The 15883-nt window shown below is 61.4% G+C and carries 17 protein-coding genes; 13 read left to right on the plus strand and 4 right to left on the minus strand.

Translation table 11 applies throughout. The features are described 5' to 3' along the window. Positions 1 to 2: 2 nt before the first annotated feature. Complete coding sequence (gene argB / locus KVG91_RS12505) at positions 3 to 908, plus strand: acetylglutamate kinase (protein ID WP_217894890.1); 906 nt, start codon at positions 3 to 5, stop codon at positions 906 to 908. A gap of 204 nt (positions 909 to 1112) precedes the next feature. Here argB and pyrE read toward each other — a convergent pair whose 3' ends face one another. Beyond that, positions 1113 to 1757: an orotate phosphoribosyltransferase gene (gene pyrE, locus KVG91_RS12510; RefSeq protein ID WP_169376353.1), complete on the minus strand. Its 645-nt coding sequence runs from the start codon at positions 1755 to 1757 to the stop codon at positions 1113 to 1115. An 82-nt stretch (positions 1758 to 1839) separates the two neighbouring features. Here pyrE and KVG91_RS12515 point away from each other — a divergent pair, with 82 nt between their 5' ends. Next, positions 1840 to 2619 carry an exodeoxyribonuclease III gene (locus tag KVG91_RS12515; RefSeq protein WP_003176915.1) on the plus strand — a complete coding sequence of 260 codons (780 nt, stop codon included), beginning with the start codon at positions 1840 to 1842 and terminating at the stop codon, positions 2617 to 2619. Between the two features lie 58 nt (positions 2620 to 2677). On the opposite strand, the gene KVG91_RS12520 is transcribed toward KVG91_RS12515, so the two are convergent. After that, positions 2678 to 3046: a DUF4870 domain-containing protein gene (locus KVG91_RS12520; protein WP_169376354.1), complete on the minus strand. Its 369-nt coding sequence runs from the start codon at positions 3044 to 3046 to the stop codon at positions 2678 to 2680. A gap of 22 nt (positions 3047 to 3068) precedes the next feature. Beyond that, complete coding sequence (gene rph, locus KVG91_RS12525; protein WP_003213280.1) at positions 3069 to 3791, minus strand: ribonuclease PH; 723 nt, start codon at positions 3789 to 3791, stop codon at positions 3069 to 3071. A gap of 187 nt (positions 3792 to 3978) precedes the next feature. On the opposite strand from rph, the gene KVG91_RS12530 reads away from it, so the two are divergent. The 6 genes from KVG91_RS12530 (at position 3979) to KVG91_RS12555 (ending at position 9289) form a co-directional block, all read left to right on the plus strand. Then, positions 3979 to 4842, plus strand: coding sequence for a YicC/YloC family endoribonuclease (locus KVG91_RS12530; RefSeq protein WP_169376355.1), 864 nt, complete (start codon positions 3979 to 3981; stop codon positions 4840 to 4842). Between the two features lie 9 nt (positions 4843 to 4851). Further along, on the plus strand, positions 4852 to 5472 hold the full coding sequence (gmk, locus tag KVG91_RS12535) for a guanylate kinase (protein WP_103734154.1): 621 nt from the start codon (positions 4852 to 4854) through the stop codon (positions 5470 to 5472). 167 nt (positions 5473 to 5639) lie between these two features. Then, on the plus strand, positions 5640 to 5903 hold the full coding sequence (gene rpoZ / locus KVG91_RS12540) for a DNA-directed RNA polymerase subunit omega (RefSeq protein ID WP_003176920.1): 264 nt from the start codon (positions 5640 to 5642) through the stop codon (positions 5901 to 5903). Between the two features lie 60 nt (positions 5904 to 5963). Then, entirely contained in the window at positions 5964 to 8069 is a 2106-nt protein-coding gene (spoT, locus tag KVG91_RS12545) for a bifunctional GTP diphosphokinase/guanosine-3',5'-bis pyrophosphate 3'-pyrophosphohydrolase (RefSeq protein ID WP_169376356.1), read from the plus strand. Between the two features lie 39 nt (positions 8070 to 8108). Further along, positions 8109 to 8489: a RidA family protein gene (locus KVG91_RS12550; RefSeq protein WP_003176922.1), complete on the plus strand. Its 381-nt coding sequence runs from the start codon at positions 8109 to 8111 to the stop codon at positions 8487 to 8489. Between the two features lie 56 nt (positions 8490 to 8545). After that, entirely contained in the window at positions 8546 to 9289 is a 744-nt protein-coding gene (locus tag KVG91_RS12555) for a hypothetical protein (protein WP_169376357.1), read from the plus strand. A gap of 125 nt (positions 9290 to 9414) precedes the next feature. Here KVG91_RS12555 and KVG91_RS12560 read toward each other — a convergent pair whose 3' ends face one another. Beyond that, a complete protein-coding gene (locus KVG91_RS12560) occupies positions 9415 to 10266 on the minus strand; it encodes an SDR family oxidoreductase (RefSeq protein ID WP_169376358.1) in 852 nt (283 codons plus the stop codon). 187 nt (positions 10267 to 10453) lie between these two features. Here KVG91_RS12560 and exbB point away from each other — a divergent pair, with 187 nt between their 5' ends. The 5 genes from exbB (at position 10454) to recG (ending at position 15871) form a co-directional block, all read left to right on the plus strand. After that, positions 10454 to 11425 carry a tonB-system energizer ExbB gene (gene exbB / locus KVG91_RS12565; RefSeq protein ID WP_169376359.1) on the plus strand — a complete coding sequence of 324 codons (972 nt, stop codon included), beginning with the start codon at positions 10454 to 10456 and terminating at the stop codon, positions 11423 to 11425. Positions 11426 to 11431: 6 nt separating this feature from the next. Next, positions 11432 to 11857 carry a TonB system transport protein ExbD gene (gene exbD, locus KVG91_RS12570; protein WP_017526806.1) on the plus strand — a complete coding sequence of 142 codons (426 nt, stop codon included), beginning with the start codon at positions 11432 to 11434 and terminating at the stop codon, positions 11855 to 11857. After that, the gene (locus KVG91_RS12575) at positions 11854 to 12603 is read left to right on the plus strand and encodes a TonB family protein (protein WP_076952048.1); all 750 of its coding nucleotides are present in this window, start codon (positions 11854 to 11856) and stop codon (positions 12601 to 12603) included. The genes exbD and KVG91_RS12575 overlap by 4 nt, the downstream gene beginning before the upstream one ends. Positions 12604 to 12866: 263 nt before the next feature. After that, complete coding sequence (locus KVG91_RS12580; protein ID WP_076952049.1) at positions 12867 to 13787, plus strand: hydrogen peroxide-inducible genes activator; 921 nt, start codon at positions 12867 to 12869, stop codon at positions 13785 to 13787. Between the two features lie 8 nt (positions 13788 to 13795). Continuing rightward, entirely contained in the window at positions 13796 to 15871 is a 2076-nt protein-coding gene (gene recG / locus KVG91_RS12585) for an ATP-dependent DNA helicase RecG (RefSeq protein WP_076952050.1), read from the plus strand. Positions 15872 to 15883: the final 12 nt, after the last annotated feature.

Here is a 15883-nt window from a genome sequence, read left to right on the forward strand (position 1 = left end):
GAATGACCCTCGAACGCGAAGCCGCTGCCAACACCGCCAAGGTCCTGTCCGAAGCGTTGCCTTACATTCGACGCTATGTCGGCAAGACGCTGGTGATCAAGTACGGCGGCAATGCCATGGAAAGCGAGGAGCTGAAAACCGGCTTCGCACGCGACATCGTGATGATGAAAGCCGTGGGCATCAACCCGGTCGTCGTGCATGGCGGCGGCCCGCAAATCGGCGACTTGCTCAAGCGATTGTCGATCGAGAGTCACTTCATCGATGGCATGCGCGTCACCGACGCGCAGACCATGGACGTGGTGGAGATGGTCCTCGGCGGTCAGGTCAACAAGGACATCGTCAACCTGATCAACCGCCACGGCGGCAGCGCCATCGGCTTGACCGGTAAAGACGCGGAGCTGATCCGCGCGAAAAAAATGACCGTGACCCGCCAGACGCCGGAAATGACCCAGCCGGAAATCATCGACATCGGCCAAGTGGGCGAAGTGATCGGCATCAACACCGACCTGCTGAACCTGCTGGTCAAGGGCGACTTCATTCCGGTAATCGCGCCGATCGGCGTGGGCGCCAACGGCGAGTCCTACAACATCAACGCCGACCTGGTGGCGGGCAAAGTGGCCGAGGCGCTGAAAGCTGAAAAGCTGATGCTGCTGACCAACATTGCCGGCCTGATGGACAAGGAAGGCCAAGTGCTGACGGGCTTGACCACCCAACAGGTGGACGAGCTGATCGCCGACGGCACCATCTACGGCGGCATGCTGCCGAAGATCCGTTGCGCGCTCGAAGCGGTGCAAGGCGGCGTCGGCAGCTCGCTGATCATCGATGGCCGGGTACCGAACGCGGTACTGCTGGAAATCTTCACGGATACCGGCATGGGCACGCTGATCAGTAACCGCAAGCGTCCTTAACTGCTGCAATCAAAAAGCCCCGCTCAATGAGATTGAGCGGGGCTTTTTTTTGTGTACGCTGATTTTTTCAGAAAAGTGGAGATCCCCTGTGGGAGCGGGCTTGCTCGCGAAAGCGGAGTGTCAGTTAGCGCATATAGCACTGAATGGCAGCCTTCGCGAGCAAGCCCGCTCCCACACAAGCCCACTCCTGCAAGAGTTGTTGTATCAGACGCCGAACTGCTCCCGGTATGCACGCACAGCCGGCAGATGCTGCTTGAGCTGTGAATCATCTTCCAGGAACTGCAGCACCTGGTTCAGCGAGACAATGCTCACCACCGGAATGCCGAAATCGCGCTCCACTTCCTGGATTGCCGACAACTCACCGTTGCCGCGTTCCTGGCGATTCAGGGCGATCAGCACGCCGGTGGCCTTGGCACCCTCCTGCGAGGCGATGATTTGCATCACTTCGCGGATAGCGGTACCAGCGGTGATCACGTCGTCGATGATCAGCACGTCGCCAGTAAGCGGCGCGCCGACCAGGCTACCGCCTTCGCCATGGGCCTTGGCTTCTTTACGGTTGAAGCACCACGGCAGGTCTTTCCCGTGGTGTTCAGCCAGGGCCACGGCAGTCGCGGCGGCCAAAGGAATGCCCTTGTAGGCCGGGCCGAACAAGACATCGAAGGCAATACCGCTTTCAACAATGGCGGCCGCGTAGAAACGACCCAGCTGAGCCAGGGCCGAACCCGAGTTGAACAAGCCCGCATTGAAGAAGTACGGGCTGGTGCGCCCGGACTTGAGGGTGAACTCACCGAAGCGCAAAACCCCGCGATCGATGGCGAAACGAATGAAATCGCGTTGATACGCCTGCATGAAAAAAGCCTCAGATACCACGGATTTAGCTAATTAGGTAGACGGCGTGTATCATACACGCACGCGATTTTTGGGGCCATTTATGCGGATCATCAGTGTGAACGTTAATGGTATTCAGGCTGCAGTCGAGCGTGGTTTGCTCAGTTGGCTGCAAGCCCAGAATGCCGACGTCATCTGCCTGCAGGATACCCGCGCCTCCGCCTTTGAACTGGACGACCCAGCCTTCCAACTGGATGGCTACTTCCTTTATGCCTGCGATGCCGAAGTACCCGCCCAAGGTGGCGTGGCTTTGTATTCGCGGTTGCAACCCAAGGCGGTCATCAGCGGCCTCGGCTTCGAGACAGCCGACCGCTACGGGCGCTACCTGCAAGCCGATTTCGATAAGGTCAGCATCGCGACCTTGCTGCTCCCTTCGGGGCAGAACGGCGATGAAGACTTGAACCAGAAGTTCAAGCTAATGGACGATTTCGCCCGTTACCTGGATAAACAGCGGCGCAAACGTCGCGAGTACATTTATTGTGGCTCGCTGTACGTGGCGCAACAGAAGCTGGATATCAAGAACTGGCGCGACAGCCAGCAATCCCCGGGCTTCCTGGCGCCTGAACGGGCCTGGATGGACGAGATTGTCGGCAACATGGGTTATGTGGATGCCCTGCGCGAAGTCAGCCGTGAAGGCGACCAGTACAGCTGGTGGCCGGACAACGAACAGGCGGAGATGCTCAACCTGGGCTGGCGTTTCGACTACCAGTTGCTGACCCCTGGTCTGCGCCGGTTCGTCCGCAGCGCACGCCTGCCGCGCCAGCCGCGCTTCTCGCAACACGCGCCGCTGATCGTGGACTACGACTGGACATTGACCATCTGAGGTTTTTTCTCAGGCACAAAAAAACCGACATCGCTGTCGGTTTTTTTGTGGGCGCCCGTTACTTGATCACACGCCAGGTCAAGGGATAGCGATAGGCGATGCCCTTGTTGGCCTTGATGCTACCAATGATTGTCAGCACCACCGTGGCGATCGCCAGGGCAAACATCAGGAAAAACCCGATCACCGCGAAGGCCAGCACGATGCAAACGATCCAGGCGATGGCCACGGTGATCTGGAAATTCAACGCCTCTTTGCCCTGATCGTCGATGAACGCATCCTTTTCCTTCTTCATCTGCCACAGGATCAACGGCCCCACGACACTGCCGAAGGGGAATACAAAGCCCAGGAACGCCGCCAGATGGCACAACATCGCCCCCTGGCGCACTTCGTAGGAAGGCGTAGGCACCGGTATCTGACTGTCATTCATGGCGTTTCTCCTTGGGTCGGGCTCAGTCAGCCAACGCGGCGTTCTGCAGTTCGAAGATTTCGGTCATGCCCTTCTGGGCCAGGGCGAGCATGGCGTTCAAGTCGGCCGGCTGGAACGGCGCGCCTTCGGCGGTGCCCTGCACTTCGATGAAGCCACCGGTGCTGGTCATGACCACGTTCAGGTCGGTCTCGGCGGCCGAGTCTTCCAGGTAGTCCAGGTCCAGCACGGGCTCGCCCTGATACATGCCCACCGAGACGGCGGCAATCATTTGCTTGAGCGGGTCACCGCCCTTGAGGCCGCCGCGCTTCTTGATCACCTTGAGCGCGTCGACCAGGGCCACCATGGCGCCTGTGATCGACGCGGTGCGGGTGCCGCCGTCGGCCTGGATCACGTCGCAGTCGACATACAGGGTTACGTCGCCCAGCTTGGACATGTCCAGCGCCGCGCGCAGGGAGCGACCGATCAGGCGCTGGATTTCCAGGGTGCGGCCGCCTTGCTTGCCACGGCTGGCTTCGCGCTGGTTACGTTCGCCGGTGGCGCGCGGCAGCATGCCGTACTCGGCGGTCAGCCAACCCTGGCCCTGGCCTTTAAGGAAGCGCGGTACGCCATTTTCGACGCTGACGGTGCAGATCACCTTGGTATCGCCAAACTCGACCAGTACAGACCCCTCGGCGTGTTTGGTGTAGTTGCGGGTGATGCGGATCGAGCGGAGCTGATCGGCAGCGCGACCACTTGGACGTTTCATAGGGAGACACCTGTACTGAGGACGAAAAACTGCCGAGCATTATAGAGCCGTGGGCCGATTCCGGGCACTGCTAAAAAATTCGGTTACGAATGCTCGCGTTTGGGCGTGCCCGCCTCACTGCGCTACAATCGCGCGCCTTCTTAACCATCAGCCCGTGATTAACGGGACTGCAACGCGAGGTACCTCCATGGTGCACAGCATGACCGCCTTTGCCCGCGTCGAAAAAGCCGGCGTACAAGGCACCCTGAGCTGGGAATTGCGCTCGGTCAACAGCCGCTACCTGGAGCCGCATCTGCGCCTGCCGGAGTCGTTCCGCGACCTCGAAGGCGCCGTGCGGGAAGCGCTGCGCCAGGGCATCTCCCGGGGCAAACTGGAATGCACCCTGCGCTTTACCGAAGAAACCACCGGCAAGCCACTGCAAGTCGATCGCGAGCGCGCGGCGCAACTGGTCGCCGCCGCCGAGACCATTGCCGGCCTGATCAAGCAGCCGGCCGCGCTCAATCCGCTGGAAGTGCTGGCCTGGCCCGGCGTACTGGTGGCCGATGCCATCGACCCGCAGGCCCTCAACGCGCAAGCCCTCGCCTTGTTCAACCAGGGCTTGAAGGAGCTCAAGGCCGGCCGCGAGCGCGAAGGCGCCGAGCTGGCGCGCTTGATCAGCGAACGCCTGACGTCCATTGAAGAAGACGTGGTCATCCTGCGCCAGCTGGTGCCGCAGATGCTCGCCACCCAGCGCCAGAAGGTGCTCGACCGCTTCACCGACATGAAAGCCGACCTCGACCCCACACGCCTGGAGCAGGAAATGGTGTTGCTGGCACAGAAGAGCGACGTCGCCGAAGAGCTCGACCGCCTGAGCACGCACATCCTTGAAGTGCGCCGCGTGCTCAAATCGGGCGGTGCCGCCGGTCGGCGCCTGGACTTCCTGATGCAGGAACTCAACCGCGAAGCCAATACACTCGGCTCCAAAGCGTTCGATCCGCGCAGCACCACGGCGGCGGTCAACCTCAAAGTGTTGATCGAGCAGATGCGCGAACAAGTACAGAATATTGAGTAAGGCAACCTCATGACCCACAGCACCGGCACCCTTTACATCATTTCCGCCCCTTCGGGCGCGGGCAAGAGCAGCCTGGTCAAGGCACTGACCGACGCTGACGAGCAGATCCGCATCTCGGTCTCCCACACCACCCGCGCCATGCGGCCGGGTGAGGTGGACGGCGTGCATTACCATTTCGTGGAGCGCACCGAGTTCGTCAAGATGATCGAGCACGGCGACTTCCTTGAGCGCGCCGAAGTGTTCGGCAACCTCTATGGCACCTCGCAAAGCCACCTGCAGCAAACCCTGGATGAAGGCCACGACCTGATCCTGGAAATCGACTGGCAGGGCGCCGAGCAAGTGCGCCAATTGATGCCCAAGGCGCGCTCGATCTTCATCCTGCCGCCCTCGCTTGAAGCCTTGCACCAGCGCCTGACCAACCGCGGCCAGGACAGCGACGAGATCATCGAAGGTCGCATGCGTGAAGCCGTCAGCGAAATGAGCCACTACGTCGACTACGACTACCTGATCATCAATGACGACTTTGCCCACGCACTGGATGATTTGAAGGCGATTTTCCGCGCCAACCAGCTTCAGCAAAAGCGCCAGCAACAGCGTTTCGGCAAATTATTGGCCGAACTGCTCGGCTGATTGGCTCTTCCCAAAACCGCTGCAAGCGCTTTACATTGGCACTTGCAGCGCTTTTGCGAGGGCCTGCGCAAAATCAGCGCTTCCCTTAACGCTGGTGTTTTTTTAAACTGCTCAGTCCGCTCGCCCAACCGGGCAGCGCGCATCTTGCATTCGCTCCGAGGAATACCATGGCCCGCGTAACCGTTGAAGACTGCCTAGAACACGTGGATAACCGCTTTGAGCTGGTCATGCTCTCTACCAAGCGTGCCCGTCAACTGGCCACTGGCGGCAAAGAGCCCCTGGTCCAGTGGGAAAACGACAAGCCTACCGTTGTGGCCCTGCGTGAAATCGCCGAAGGCCTGATGAGCTACGAGTTCATCGCCAACGCTGAAATCGTTGAAGACGAACCGCTGTTTGCAGCGTTCGAGGACGAGTCCAACGAGGCCGTCTAAGCCTATGCCTGGTCGACGTAGCACGGCGCGGGGTCACAGCCAACGGCAGGAGTTCATCCTTTGCCGAGCATAGACGCCCTCGCCGATCGCTTATCGGCCTACCTCGGCCCAGACCAGGTCAACCTGGTCCGCCGAGCGTATTTCTACGCCGAACAAGCCCACGACGGCCAACGCCGCCGCAGCGGCGAGGCGTATGTCACCCATCCTCTTGCGGTGGCAAACATTCTGGCCGACATGCACATGGACCATCAAAGCCTGATGGCCGCGATGCTGCATGACGTGATCGAAGACACCGGCATCGCCAAGGAAGCGCTCAGCGCGCAATTTGGCGAAACCGTGGCCGAACTGGTCGACGGGGTCAGCAAACTGACCCAGATGAACTTCGAGACCAAGGCCGAAGCCCAGGCGGAGAACTTCCAGAAAATGGCCATGGCCATGGCGCGCGATATTCGCGTGATCCTGGTCAAGCTCGCCGACCGGCTGCACAACATGCGCACGCTGGAAGTGCTCTCCGGCGAAAAACGCCGGCGCATCGCCAAGGAAACCCTGGAAATCTACGCGCCCATCGCCAACCGGCTGGGCATGCACGCTATTCGAATCGAATTCGAAGACCTCGGCTTCAAAGCCATGCACCCGATGCGTTCGGCGCGTATCTACCAGGCGGTCAAGCGCGCCCGGGGCAACCGCAAGGAAATCGTCAACAAAATCGAGGAGTCGCTGAGCCATTGCCTGGCGATCGACGAAATCGAGGGCGAAGTCAGCGGCCGGCAGAAGCACATCTACGGCATCTATAAGAAGATGCGCGGCAAGCGTCGGGCCTTCAACGAGATCATGGACGTGTACGCGTTCCGGATCATCGTCGACAAGGTCGACACCTGCTACCGCGTGCTCGGCGCTGTACATAATTTGTACAAACCCTTGCCTGGGCGCTTCAAGGATTACATCGCCATTCCCAAGGCCAACGGCTATCAGTCGTTGCATACCACGCTGTTCGGTATGCATGGCGTGCCGATCGAGATTCAGATCCGCACCCAGGAAATGGAAGAGATGGCCAACAATGGCATCGCCGCCCATTGGCTGTACAAATCCAGCGGCGACGAGCAGCCCAAGGGCACCCATGCCCGCGCCCGCCAGTGGGTCAAAGGCGTGCTGGAAATGCAGCAACGTGCGGGCAACTCACTCGAATTCATCGAAAGCGTGAAGATCGACCTGTTCCCGGATGAGGTCTACGTGTTCACGCCCAAGGGCCGGATCATGGAGCTGCCCAAAGGCTCCACGGCGGTTGACTTTGCCTACGCGGTGCATACAGACGTGGGCAACAGCTGCATTGCGTGTCGGATCAATCGTCGTCTCGCGCCGCTGTCCGAACCGCTGCAGAGCGGCTCCACGGTCGAGATCGTCAGCGCTCCGGGCGCACGCCCGAACCCGGCCTGGCTCAACTTCGTGGTCACCGGCAAGGCCCGTACGCACATCCGTCACGCCCTGAAATTGCAGCGCCGCTCCGAGTCCATCAGCCTCGGCGAACGCTTGCTGAACAAGGTGCTCAATGGTTTCGACAGTGCCCTGGACAAGATTCCTACAGAGCGCGTGCAAGCGATGCTCCACGAGTACCGCCAGGAAACCATCGAAGACCTGCTGGAAGACATCGGCCTGGGCAACCGCATGGCCTACGTGGTCGCGCGCCGCCTGTTGGGCGAAGGCGAACAGTTACCCAGCCCGGAGGGCCCGCTGGCAATCCGCGGTACCGAGGGCCTGGTGCTCAGCTACGCCAAATGTTGCACGCCAATTCCGGGCGACCCGATTGTCGGCCACCTGTCCGCCGGCAAGGGCATGGTCGTGCACCTGGACAACTGCCGCAACATCACCGAAATCCGTCACAACCCGGAAAAATGCATCCAGCTTTCATGGGCCAAGGATGTCACCGGCGAATTCAACGTCGAGCTGCGAGTGGAGCTGGAGCACCAGCGCGGCCTGATCGCCCTGCTCGCCAGCAGCGTCAACGCGGCCGACGGCAATATCGAGAAAATCAGCATGGACGAGCGCGATGGTCGCATCAGCGTGGTCCAACTGGTGGTCAGTGTGCACGACCGCGTGCACCTGGCCCGCGTGATCAAGAAACTGCGCGCCTTGACCGGTGTGATCCGCATTACCCGCATGCGGGCATAGCCCTTCAAATACGTCATCATCTCTTACAAGGAGTCCTACATGACCAAGACCGTCATCACCAGCGACAAAGCCCCGGCCGCCATCGGCACGTACTCCCAGGCGATCAAGGCGGGCAACACCGTCTACATGTCCGGCCAGATCCCGCTGGACCCAAAGACCATGGAACTGGTTGAAGGCTTTGAAGCACAGACCGTCCAGGTCTTCGAAAACCTCAAGTCGGTGGCCGAGGCCGCCGGCGGTTCGTTCAAAGACATCGTCAAGCTGAACATCTTCCTCACCGACCTGAGCCACTTCGCCAAGGTCAACGAGATCATGGGCAAGTACTTCGAACAGCCGTACCCGGCCCGCGCCGCCATCGGCGTTGCTGCCCTGCCAAAGGGCGCACAGGTTGAGATGGACGCGATTCTGGTGATCGAGTAAAACACCCGGCGCAGCCCTCATAGGCTGCGCCGACTTCGTTTTAAAAGGATTTCATGATGCGCAAAGCGCTTGTAGCCTCATCCATGCTCGCCCTGTTGCTCGGCGGCTGCGCCAGCAACCCTGCCGACCGGGATGTGAGCGGCACCTGGATCAACCAGGTCGCCATCGATGCGGCAGCCAAGGGCGGCCCTTTGCGCGAAGCCCTGCAGAGTTATGGCCCGAACCTCGAATGGGAGGTCAATACCAAGGCCTCGCAGGCGCGCTACTACAACGGCTTTGAAGTAGCGGAAGGCAAGTTGCTGGGTGAAAAATCCGGCGCCTGGAGCGTGGATTTCTACGGCAGCTCCGCTACCGAACTCAAGCGCAAAGGCAAACAACTGCTGCAAGTGGCCAACGACAACGAGCCGGAGCAGCTGTTTGCCCGTTCCAAAGACCCGGCCCCGGAAGGCGCGCCATTGGGTGCCAACTTCGAGCGGGCGCTGTATGCGGCTTACATGGGCGGCGACTGGAAGATTACCGACGGCTTCGGCAACGGCGCCATCGTGCAGTTCCAGGCTGACGGCAAGGTGGTCGGCCTACCCAAGGTTGATCGGTACTCCCTATGCCTGGCGGGCGATTGCGCTTCCATGAGCGGCGGCTATGACAGCATCTGGCTGCAACTGAATGGCCAGGGCAACCCTTGGATTTTTTCGCGCAAGGGCAAGCAGCTGGAGATCTTCCAGGCGATCAATACGGCGCAGACGGATGAGGTGCCTTCGTTTACACCGGGACCTCGGCAATGGCTGCTTGAAAAGCAATAATCAGCCGAACACAAATCTAAATGTGGGAGCGGGCTTGCTCGCGAATGCGGAGTGCCAGTCACAAGATATATTGACTGATCCACCGCATTCGCGAGCAAGCCCGCTCCCACAGTTTTAACCGCGTTTCAGCCTTTGAGAATGGCTGCATAGCCTTCGCGATACGTCGGATAGGTCGGTGTCCAGCCCAGCGCCTTGATACGCGCATTACTGCACTGTTTACTGCCCGCACGCCTCACACTGGCGTCTTCGGACCACTGCGTCACGCCCAGGTACTCACGCAACCACGCCACCACTTCAGCCAGCGGCGCGGGCGCATCGTCGACGCCGATGTAGACTTGTTCCAGCGAACCGCCCTTTTCCAAATGCCGCAACAAAAAGGCCAGCAAGCCCGCTGCGTCGTCCGCATGAATCCGGTTGCCATATAAAGGTGGATCGACTGCTACACGGTAGCCTTGGCGCACTTGAGTGAGCAGCCATTCGCGGCCCGGCCCATAAATACCGGTCAGGCGCACGATGCTGGCCGGGATGCCGCTAGTGAGTGCCACTTGCTCGGCCTCCAGCATCACCTGCCCGGAATAACCCTTCGCCTGAGTCGGCGACGTTTCATCGACCCATTCACCATTCTGCTGCCCGTAGACGCTGCTGCTGGACACAAACAACAGGTGTTTGGGCTCCTGGCCATAGTCGCCCAACCATTCCAGCACATGCTTCAGTCCTTGGACGTAAGCCGCGCGATAGCCGGCCTCGTCGTGGTCTGTCGCAGCGGCGCAGTACACCAGGTAATCCACCCCGCCGATGGGCCAAGTGTCGGGGCAGGCCTTGCTGAACAGGTCGCCGGCAATGCCGATCACCCCGGCGGGCAACCGCGAAATATCACGCCGCAGGCCATGAACCTCCCATCCAGAGACGAGCAATTGGCTAGCCAGCCGACTACCTACATCGCCACAACCGGCAATCACAACAGAAGGCGCTGACATCACAAAACTCCGTACTGAAAGGTCTAGATTAGCGGTCACAGCAGACCGGCGGCCATAAAAAGCACAAATAAAGTTACTGTATTACTTTAGTTAACAAGAATTACTTGCAATAATAACCGCCCATTTGTCCTCGACCCCCAGCGTCTGGAAGGACAATCACTCATTTTTTTACTCAGGTCCGGCCAGCATGACACGTATGACAAACCCCGCTTCGCCAACCAAGCTTCACAGCCCATCACGCGCCTGGCGTGCGATTGCTGCGCTGCTGTTCAGCGTTCTGCTGGCACCGACCGCCGCCTTCGCGGACGCCACGGCACCCGCCGCTCCGGCCGCCGCCGAGCAGAATGCAGCCACCCCTGCCGCGCCCGCCGCCGCTCCGGCCGCAACCGACCCGGCTGCGCCTGCCGCCGCCGATGACACTGGCGTGGTGCTCGAAGAAGACAACACCCTGGGCATGGCCCATGACCTGTCGCCATGGGGCATGTATCAGAACGCTGACGTGGTGGTAAAAGCCGTCATGATCGGCCTGGCCATCGCCTCGATCATCACCTGGACCATCTGGATCGCCAAGGGCTTTGAGCTGCTGGGCGCCAAACGTCGTCTGCGCAACGAAATCGTCCACCTGAAAAAAGCCACCACCCTCAAGGAAGCGAGCGAAAGCGCGACCAAGAAAGGCACCCTGGCCAACACCCTGGTGCACGACGCGCTGGAAGAAATGCGCCTCTCGGCCAATGCCCGCGAAAAAGAAGGCATCAAGGAACGTGTTGCTTTCCGCCTGGAGCGCCTGGTGGCGGCCTGCGGCCGTAACATGAGCAGCGGCACCGGGGTGCTGGCGACCATTGGTTCCACCGCACCGTTCGTCGGCCTGTTCGGCACCGTGTGGGGCATCATGAACAGCTTCATCGGCATCGCCAAAACCCAGACCACCAACCTCGCCGTCGTTGCCCCAGGCATCGCCGAAGCCCTGCTGGCAACAGCGCTGGGCCTGGTTGCCGCGATTCCTGCGGTGGTGATCTACAACGTCTTCGCCCGTTCGATCGCCGGCTACAAGGCCCAGGTATCGGACGCGTCGGCAGAAGTCCTGCTGCTGGTCAGCCGCGACCTCGATCACCTGCCTACCGAGCGCAGCTCGCAACCGCACATGGTGAAAGTGGGGTAATCGGCCATGGGCCTGCATTTGAATCAAGGCGACGACGAACTCGTCGAGAACCACGAAATCAACGTCACGCCGTTTATCGATGTGATGCTGGTGCTGCTGATCATTTTCATGGTGGCGGCACCGCTGGCGACCGTGGATATCAAGGTCGACCTGCCCGCATCCAGCGCCAAGCCGGCGCCGCGGCCGGAGAAACCGATCTTCCTCAGCGTCAAGGCGGACCAACGCCTGTTCCTGGGCGAAGAAGAAGTCAAGACTGAAACCCTGGGCCCGGTGCTCGACGCCAAGACCCAAGGCAAGAAAGACACGACAATCTTCTTCCAGGCCGACAAGGGCGTGGACTACGGCGACCTGATGAGCGTGATGGATGCCCTGCGGGCAGCCGGCTACCTCAAGGTAGGCCTGGTCGGACTTGAGACGGCAGCCAAGAAATGATCACGACGCGCCACAAACTGACGCGTTATGGCACCAGCCTCGCCGTCGTACTGGGCGTGCATGCCGTCGCGATCGCTATCGCGCTTCATTGGTCGGCGCCGCGCACGGTGCAGTTGCCACCGGCTGCCATGGTCATCGACCTGGCGCCGATGCCAGCACCGCCGCCGCCGGCACCGCCCAAGGTCGTGACGCCGCCGCAACCGCCTGCACCGGTCGAAGAACTGCCCCTGCCGAAATTGGCCGAGGCGCCCAAGCCGACTATCCAAGTGCCCAAGCCGGTCAAGCCCAAGCCCAAACCGCAGCCGCCCAAACCTGTAGAAAAAAAGATCGAGCCGCCCAAGGAGAAACCTTCCGAGGACCCGCCGAGCGAAACGCCACCGACCCAGGCGCCCGCTGAAAAATCGGCCCAGCCCGTTCCTGGCCCGTCGCCGCAACAGATCGCCGCCAAGGCGTCCTGGGAAGGCACGCTGCTGGCGCACCTGCAGAAGTACAAGAAGTACCCGCCAGGTGCCCAGGCCCGTGGCAAGGAAGGCCTGAACCGCCTGAAGTTCGTGGTCGACGCTGACGGCAACGTGCTGTCCTACGAGTTGGTGGGCCGCTCCGGCAACGCCGATCTGGACCGCGCCACACTGGACATGATCCGTCGTGCCCAGCCGCTGCCCAAGCCTCCGGCCGACATGCTCAAAGGTGGCAGCATCGAGATCGTTGCACCGTTCGTGTACAACATCGAAAAGCGCCGCCGCTAGCGAAAGGGCAGCGCGGGCTTATGTGGGAGCGGGCTTGCTCGCGAATGCGGTGTATCAGTGATGGATGTATTCACTGACATTCCGCATTCGCGAGCAAGTCGAATCGTCGCACCGCCGCTCCCACATTTAATTTTCATTCCCTCCAAAAATCCTTCTCAGCAAAATCCCTGGCATTCCCTACTCAATCCCCACCCAACTTCTGATAACGTGCGTCTATCGATTGCAGCCGGTATGCTTGGCCCGCAACCTCATGGACGCCCGCTATGACTCTTACAGAATTACGCTACATCGTTACCCTCGCCCAAGAGCAGCACTTCGGCCACGCGGCCGAGCGTTGCCACGTCAGTCAGCCGACGCTGTCGGTGGGCGTGAAGAAACTTGAAGACGAACTCGGTGTGCTGATTTTCGAGCGCAGCAAGAGTGCTGTGCGCCTGACCCCGGTGGGCGAAGGCATCGTGGCCCAGGCCCAGAAGGTGCTGGAGCAAGCGCAAAGCATTCGCGAACTGGCCCAGGCCGGTAAGAACCAGCTGACAGCACCGCTGAAAGTCGGCGCCATCTATACCGTCGGGCCGTACCTGTTCCCGCACTTGATCCCGCAACTGCACCGCGTCGCGCCGCAGATGCCGCTGTATATCGAAGAAAACTTCACCCACGTGCTGCGCGACAAACTGCGCAACGGCGAGCTGGACGCGATCATCATCGCCCTGCCGTTCAATGAGGCAGACGTATTGACCCTGCCGCTCTATGACGAGCCGTTCTACGTACTGATGCCCGCTTCCCACCCCTGGACGCAAAAAGCCACCATCGACGCCGGCCTGCTCAACGACAAGAGCCTGCTGCTGCTCGGCGAAGGCCACTGCTTCCGCGACCAGGTGCTGGAAGCCTGCCCGACCCTGACCAAGGGCAACGACGGCGCCAAACACACCACCGTGGAGTCCAGCTCCCTGGAAACCATTCGTCACATGGTCGCGTCCGGCCTGGGCATTTCGATCCTGCCGTTGTCGGCTGTGGACAGCCATCACTACGCCCCTGGTGTGATCGAAGTGCGCCCACTGACGCCACCGGTGCCATTTCGCACCGTGGCAATCGCCTGGCGCGCCAGCTTCCCACGGCCCAAAGCGATTGAGATCCTCGCCGACTCGATCCGGCTGTGCTCGGTGGCCAAGCCGACTGCTGCGAGCTGAGCCACGGTATGACTGAGCTGTCGCAGGTGTCGGTAACGGCACTCAAGGGTGTCGGTGAAGCCATGGCCGAGAAACTGGCCAAGGTCGGGTTGGAGAACCTCCAGGACGTATTGTTCCACCTGCCCCTGCGCTACCAGGATCGAACCCGCGTGGTGCCCATCGGCCAGTTGCGCCCAGGGCAGGACGCGGTGGTCGAAGGCACCGTCAGTGGCGCCGACGTGGTGATGGGCAAGCGCCGCAGCCTGGTGGTGCGCCTGCAGGACGGCACTGGCGGCCTGAGCCTGCGCTTTTACCACTTCAGCAACGCGCAGAAGGAAGGCCTCAAGCGTGGCACCCGCGTGCGCTGTTACGGCGAAGCGCGGCCCGGCGCATCAGGCCTGGAGATCTACCACCCGGAATACCGCGCCATCACTGGCGATGAGCCGCCGCCGGTCGACACCACACTCACACCGATCTACCCGCTAACCGAAGGCCTGACCCAGCAACGCCTGCGCCAACTGTGCATGCAGACCCTGGCCCTGCTCGGCCCGAAAAGCCTGCCCGACTGGCTGCCGCTGGAGCTGGCCCGCGACTATCAATTGGCGCCGCTGGACGATGCGATTCGCTACCTGCATCACCCGCCGGCCGATGCCGATGTCGACGAACTGGCACTGGGTCATCACTGGGCCCAGCATCGCCTGGCCTTTGAAGAACTGCTGACCCACCAACTGTCCCAGCAACGCCTGCGCGAAAGCATGCGCTCCCTGCGTGCGCCGGCGATGCCCAAGGCCACGCGCTTGCCTGCGCAATACCTGGCCAACCTCGGCTTTGCGCCCACCGGCGCCCAGCAGCGTGTCGGCAATGAAATCGCCTACGACCTCAGCCAGAACGAACCGATGCTGCGGCTTATCCAGGGCGACGTCGGCGCAGGCAAAACCGTGGTTGCCGCCCTCGCCGCCCTGCAGGCCTTGGAAGCCGGTTACCAGGTGGCGCTGATGGCGCCCACCGAGATCCTTGCCGAGCAGCACTTCATCACCTTCAAACGCTGGCTCGAACCGCTGGGCCTGGAAGTGGCGTGGCTGGCCGGCAAGCTCAAGGGCAAGGTGCGCGCGGCGGCGCTGGAACAGATCGCCGGCGGCGCACCGATGGTGGTGGGCACCCACGCGCTGTTTCAGGACGAAGTGCAGTTCAAAAACCTCGCCCTGGTGATCATCGACGAACAGCACCGCTTCGGCGTGCAACAGCGCCTGGCCCTGCGCCAGAAAGGCGTCGGCGGGCGCATGAACCCGCATCAACTGATCATGACGGCCACGCCGATCCCACGGACCCTGGCGATGAGTGCCTACGCCGACCTCGACACCTCGATCCTCGACGAGCTGCCGCCCGGCCGTACGCCGGTCAATACCGTGCTGGTCACCGACACCCGGCGTGTCGAGGTGATCGAGCGCGTGCGCGGCGCCTGTGCCGAAGGTCGCCAGGCGTATTGGGTGTGCACGCTGATCGAGGAGTCCGAAGAACTGACCTGCCAGGCGGCCGAAACCACCTTTGAAGACCTCACCAGCGCCCTCGGTGAACTCAAAGTCGGGCTGATCCACGGTCGCATGAAGCCTGCGGAAAAGGCGGCGGTCATGGCCGAGTTCAAGGCAGGCAACTTGCAATTGCTGGTGGCCACCACGGTGATCGAAGTCGGGGTGGACGTGCCTAACGCCAGCCTGATGATCATCGAGAACCCCGAGCGCCTGGGCCTGGCGCAGTTGCACCAGCTGCGCGGTCGTGTCGGCCGGGGCAGCGCGGCCAGCCATTGCGTGCTGCTCTACCACCCGCCGCTGTCACAGATCGGCCGTCAGCGCCTGGGCATCATGCGTGAAACCAACGACGGTTTCGTCATCGCCGAAAAAGACCTCGAACTGCGCGGCCCCGGCGAAATGCTCGGCACCCGCCAGACTGGCCTGCTGCAATTCAAGGTGGCCGACCTGATGCGCGACGCCGATTTACTCCCCGCCGTGCGCGATGCGGCGCAAGCGTTGATGGAACGCTGGCCGGAACATGTCAGCCCGTTGCTGGATCGCTGGCTCAGGCACGGGCAGCAATACGGTCAAGTGTGACCTTGGCTCACT

The organism is Pseudomonas azadiae (assembly GCF_019145355.1).
GTDB classification, from domain to species: domain Bacteria; phylum Pseudomonadota; class Gammaproteobacteria; order Pseudomonadales; family Pseudomonadaceae; genus Aquipseudomonas; species Aquipseudomonas azadiae.

Coding starts and splice junctions, on each gene's coding strand:
- KVG91_RS12555 (WP_169376357.1), top strand. CDS start 8,546: ATGCGCAAAGCGCTTGTAGCCTCATCCATGCTCGCCCTGTTGCTCGGC.
- KVG91_RS12530 (WP_169376355.1), top strand. CDS start 3,979: ATGGTGCACAGCATGACCGCCTTTGCCCGCGTCGAAAAAGCCGGCGTA.
- KVG91_RS12550 (WP_003176922.1), top strand. CDS start 8,109: ATGACCAAGACCGTCATCACCAGCGACAAAGCCCCGGCCGCCATCGGC.
- exbB (WP_169376359.1), top strand. CDS start 10,454: ATGACACGTATGACAAACCCCGCTTCGCCAACCAAGCTTCACAGCCCA.
- gmk (WP_103734154.1), top strand. CDS start 4,852: ATGACCCACAGCACCGGCACCCTTTACATCATTTCCGCCCCTTCGGGC.
- KVG91_RS12580 (WP_076952049.1), top strand. CDS start 12,867: ATGACTCTTACAGAATTACGCTACATCGTTACCCTCGCCCAAGAGCAG.
- pyrE (WP_169376353.1), bottom strand. CDS start 1,757: ATGCAGGCGTATCAACGCGATTTCATTCGTTTCGCCATCGATCGCGGG.
- exbD (WP_017526806.1), top strand. CDS start 11,432: ATGGGCCTGCATTTGAATCAAGGCGACGACGAACTCGTCGAGAACCAC.
- argB (WP_217894890.1), top strand. CDS start 3: ATGACCCTCGAACGCGAAGCCGCTGCCAACACCGCCAAGGTCCTGTCC.
- KVG91_RS12575 (WP_076952048.1), top strand. CDS start 11,854: ATGATCACGACGCGCCACAAACTGACGCGTTATGGCACCAGCCTCGCC.
- KVG91_RS12560 (WP_169376358.1), bottom strand. CDS start 10,266: ATGTCAGCGCCTTCTGTTGTGATTGCCGGTTGTGGCGATGTAGGTAGT.
- rpoZ (WP_003176920.1), top strand. CDS start 5,640: ATGGCCCGCGTAACCGTTGAAGACTGCCTAGAACACGTGGATAACCGC.
- KVG91_RS12520 (WP_169376354.1), bottom strand. CDS start 3,046: ATGAATGACAGTCAGATACCGGTGCCTACGCCTTCCTACGAAGTGCGC.
- KVG91_RS12515 (WP_003176915.1), top strand. CDS start 1,840: ATGCGGATCATCAGTGTGAACGTTAATGGTATTCAGGCTGCAGTCGAG.
- rph (WP_003213280.1), bottom strand. CDS start 3,791: ATGAAACGTCCAAGTGGTCGCGCTGCCGATCAGCTCCGCTCGATCCGC.
- recG (WP_076952050.1), top strand. CDS start 13,796: ATGACTGAGCTGTCGCAGGTGTCGGTAACGGCACTCAAGGGTGTCGGT.